Below are 4,390 nucleotides of genomic sequence, written 5' to 3'. Positions count from 1 at the left end.
AAGTGCGGAAGCTCGCCGAGGAGAGCAACGAGGCGGCGAAGAAGATCGCGGAGCTTGCGGGGATGATTACAAAGGATCTGGACCAGGTGGTCTCCTCGTCGGAAAAGAGCGCGAAGAACTCCCACGCCTCTGCAGGGCTCGCGGAAGGAACCCGGGAGACCATTGCGAAGATGATGGAAGCCCTGTCAAGAATTTCGTCCTCGACCCAGGACCTGGCGGCCGTCTCGGAGGAACAGGCGGCGTCCAGCGAGGAGATCGCCGGGGCTGTGCAGAACATCGCGTCCCGGGTCAGTGCCTCGGCGGCGTCCTCGGACATGGTCCGGGGGCAGATGAAGGAAGTCGCCGAATCGGCGGAGCGCGTGGCCCAGGGCTCAGAAGAACTCGCCAGCCTGTCGGCGGAACTCCGGAAACTGGTGGGGTATTTCAGGTTCGATAACGGAACGGAGAACCGGGGTCTTGTTCCCTCCCTGCAGGGCGCATCTGCGGAGAAAAAACCCCGCTCAAAGAAGAGATAGGTACGGGATCATGCAGGAACGGCAGCTTGTAGTCTTCGCCCTGGGGAAGGAAGAATTCGGCATCGAAATCTCCCGTGTCCGGGAAATCGTCCGGCCCCAGAACATCACGGCAATCCCCCAGGCCCTGGAGTACGTCATGGGCATAGTGAACCTCAGGGGACAGATCGTGCCCATCGTGGACCTGAACACCCGGTTCCGCATAGCGGGAGGGCCGGCTTCGGAGGAGTCCCGCAAGCGGATCATCGTGGTGAACATGGAGGGGCGGGACATCGGAATCCTCGTGGATGGAGTGTCCGAGATTCTTCGAATTCCCGAGGAATCCATCGACCCCACCACCACCATCAGGTCGGGCGGCGTATCCCAGGACTTCATCCAGGGAATCGCGAAAGTGGACGACCGGCTCATCATCATCCTGGACCTGAACAGAATTATTGATCTTCCAGGGCACACCGCTCACGAAGAATAACCCTCAACAAGGCGAAGCAAGGGAAAGAAGTTTTTCCTTGCTTCGCCTTGTGCTTTTCTGTATATTTATCAGGCGAGTCGACCAGGAAAAACCTGCCTGCATTTTGCTTCGCAGCGGGAAGAACCATCAGATTCTGAACCGGGGGACAGAAACATGCCCGACAAAACCAGTGATTTTGAAACCGCATTGTACAGAGAAATAATCGAGTCAAGCCCGGACCTCATATGCCGCCTTTTGCCCGACGGAACCCTCACCTTCGCCAACGATACCTTCTGCAGGCTGTTCCAATCTGAAAAAAAGCATATCGCCGGTCAGCACCTGAGCCGCTTTCTTCCGGAGAAAGGGGCGGAGACCTTTTTGGAAAAGATGAAGCTCCTGGCACCGGAAAACCCGTCGGAATCCTTTCGGATCACTGTTATGCTGCCCCCGGACGAGAAGAGATATTACCTCTGGAGTATCCGCGGGCAATTTGCACCGGAAGGGGAAACAGTCATAGTTCATGGTTTCGGCAGGGACGTCACCGACCGCGTGAGGGCGAACATACAACTCGCCTCAAGGCTGCAGCTGGAAAAGGATACGGCGGAAATCATCGCCGAGTATGCTTTCTGCAGAAACAAAGAAGACTTCCATAAAGTTACGGACAAAGCCCTTTCCATAATAGGTTCAGGAAAAAACGCCGACAGAGCCTACCTTTTCCTTTTCAGTGAAGGGTTAATGGTCAACTCCAACGAATGGTGCGCACCGGGAACGGCTTCCAAGAAAGCAGGTCTTCAGAGGCTTCGCGGGGAAGACTATTCATGGTGGGTGAAACACCTGCATGAAGGTCCCTTTTCCATTACTGATCCCAGCTCCCTTCCGGAGGAGGCGGAAAACGAAAAGAGCCTCTTTCTCACCCTGGGTATCCGTTCCGTTGTAGCCTTCCCCATAGAAGCGGAAGGACGCATTGTCGGGTTTGTGGGTCTGGAAAACCTTTCGGCGGCCCCCTCTGACCTGGAAAACGACTTTCCCATTCTTTCAAGCATTTCCAGGGTCATGGGAAAAACCCTCGAACTGATCCGTGCAGAAGAGGAACTGCGGGCGACAAAAAATATGTACCAGGGCATCGTCGAAACCCAGTCCGAGATAATCGTCCGTTTTTTGCCCGACTGCACCATCAGTTTCTGCAATCCTGCCTACGCCAGGTACATCGGCGGAAAACCGGAGGATTTCATCGGGCGGAACCTCGGCGAAGTGAGAAACAAAGATGTCTCGTACCTTATCAATGCCTTTGCGGGACTGACCCCCGAATCACCGACGCGGCTTTTTGAAAACAGCACAATTATGGAAGACGGTACTGTAAAATGGCAGCTCTGGAACGACACCGCATATTTTGACGAATTCGGCAATCTCAAGGAAATACAAAGCGTGGGACTGGACATCAGCGAGCTGAAAAAAGTGCGGCGTGAACGGGAGCGTGAGGAAAACAAAGCCCTTGCTCTTTTTGAAAATTCTCCGGAAGCAATAGTTGCCAGTTGGGATGGAGTCCGGATAGACCAGGTAAATAACGCCTTCTGCCGTATGACGGGTCTTTCATCGGAAGAGACGATCGGGAAAGCCGTTTCCGAAACACTCTTCCCGCAAAACGACCATGAGACACTTCGCCTCAGTAATCTTCTCAAAACGGCAAACTCCGGAAAACCTGCCGTTGACGAAGGCCCCTTCACCACAAGAACCGGGGAGACTCTCTACCTATCCATCCTTGCCCTTCCCATACCGAATGCAACGGAACAGGGAAGGGGACTGTTTTTGTTCTTCCGAAACCTCACCGCCGTCAAGGAAAAGGAGAATCAGCTCCTGGCCAATATAGAGAAACTGAACACCTCCTTCTCGCAGACAGTGGAAGTTTTGGCTCAAACGGTAGAAAGCAGGGATCCCTACACTGCCGGACACCAAAGAAGAACCGCTCTTCTCTCTGAGGAAATAGCCCGACACATGGGACTGGAAGAGGAAATCCGCAGAAGAATTTCATTTGCGGCAGCAATCCACGACGTCGGAAAGATCAGCGTCCCGTCGGAAATTCTCAGCAAACCGGGACTCCTCCATCCTATAGAAATGGCCCTCGTTAAAACCCATGCCGAAGAAGGTTACCAGATCCTCAGGAAAGCAGACTTCCCCCGGCATATCGTTGAAGTAGTCCGGCAGCACCATGAACGGCTTGACGGCAGCGGATACCCCAGGGGGCTGAAAAACGAAGAAATTCTTCTGGAAGCAAAAATCCTCGCCGTGGCCGACACGGTGGAGGCCATGGCCTCCCACCGTCCCTACCGTCCGTCCCTGGGGATCAAAACCGCCCTCCGGTTCGTGGAGGAAGGCAGGGACCGTCTGTTTGACGCAGATGTCGTCGAGGCCTGCCGGGAGGTCTTTGCCGCCGGATTTTCCTTCGGGGAGTGAGAAAGAGTGTCGTCTCGAAGACCCCTGCCTGAAAGATTGCATCTGTTTTACGGATGTAATAAGGTCGTTTTTTCCGTGAACAGAATCGACTTGGGTGTTTTCCTTTTGAAGCCCTATACCTGTTAATACAAAGCAATCACGAATTGTTTCCCCTTCAATAAACCCAATCAGTCAACATACCCCTTCCCTTATAGGACTATTTGCCTATTTATTATGCCTCCTATGCCCTTCTACTTACAACAAAAGTCCTTTTGGAGCAAGACTTAAGATCCATAGTCCAAAAAATGAAGATTGAGGTTAATTTCCAAAGAAACACTCTCCATATCAAAAATATTTCCCTTTCATCATTATTGACAAGCCCGGAAAGAAATGACACCATACCTGCATAATGTGGTGTCGGCATTTTTTTCTATATTTAATATTTGCAATAATGCGTTTATTATACTTTTGCGGGGACTCCCCACAGTTTGAAGACTTCAAAAACGCGAGGTCATCAAATGACTGCCCGGATAGAGGTGATTTGATATATTCCGGGCGTTTTTGTTTGTTGAAAAAAGATTGGGAGAGGAGGCTGGAGAGCAAGAGAAGAATTTTCTGAAAGGATAGTTTTTCGAATGGCTGTCATGGCATGAGAGTTTAGGAGATTTGATACATTTCATTCCCGTGTTCCATTCAAATACTTTTAAGGAAGTGATCGTCCTTGATGAAGCTCCTCCGAAACACTACCATTCGTTTTCGACTTTTTGCCCTTACATTACTGTTATGCCTTTTCACAGCCGCCGCATCCTTTGTCGGCTATCAGCGCCTTGTCGCCGCCGAAAGGGACATGACTGACATGTTCAGGAGCGGCGTATTGCCCGTCCAGTGGTTGAACGACTCAAGGTCAAATATGAACTATATCAGGGCCAATCTCTTCGAGATGATGCTGACTACCGACGAAACGGAGAAACGCAATCTTCTCGCGGAGATCGAGAGCCGC

The 4,390-nt window shown here is 51.9% G+C and carries 4 protein-coding genes; all 4 read left to right on the top strand.

Annotation, left to right across the window (positions count from 1 at the left end; all coding sequences use genetic code 11):
* Positions 1–515, top strand: a 515-nt coding sequence (locus tag C8D99_RS14935; protein ID WP_243833971.1) for a methyl-accepting chemotaxis protein, incomplete at its 5' end; no start/stop codon positions are given.
* 10 nt (positions 516–525) lie between these two features.
* Positions 526–981 (top strand): chemotaxis protein CheW, encoded by a 456-nt coding sequence (locus tag C8D99_RS14930; protein WP_133959298.1) that lies wholly within the window; start codon positions 526–528, stop codon positions 979–981.
* Positions 982–1,134: 153 nt separating this feature from the next.
* Positions 1,135–3,411, top strand: coding sequence for a PAS domain S-box protein (locus C8D99_RS14925; protein ID WP_133959297.1), 2,277 nt, complete (start codon positions 1,135–1,137; stop codon positions 3,409–3,411).
* Between the two features lie 703 nt (positions 3,412–4,114).
* The coding region (locus tag C8D99_RS15815) for an MCP four helix bundle domain-containing protein (RefSeq protein WP_420808821.1) at positions 4,115–4,390 on the top strand (276 nt) is incomplete at its 3' end.

It is taken from the genome of Aminivibrio pyruvatiphilus (assembly GCF_004366815.1).
Classification (GTDB): Bacteria; Synergistota; Synergistia; order Synergistales; family Aminobacteriaceae; genus Aminivibrio; species Aminivibrio pyruvatiphilus.
The sequence above is the reverse complement of the archived record's forward strand: the minus strand, read 5'-3'. Positions and strand labels throughout refer to the sequence as shown.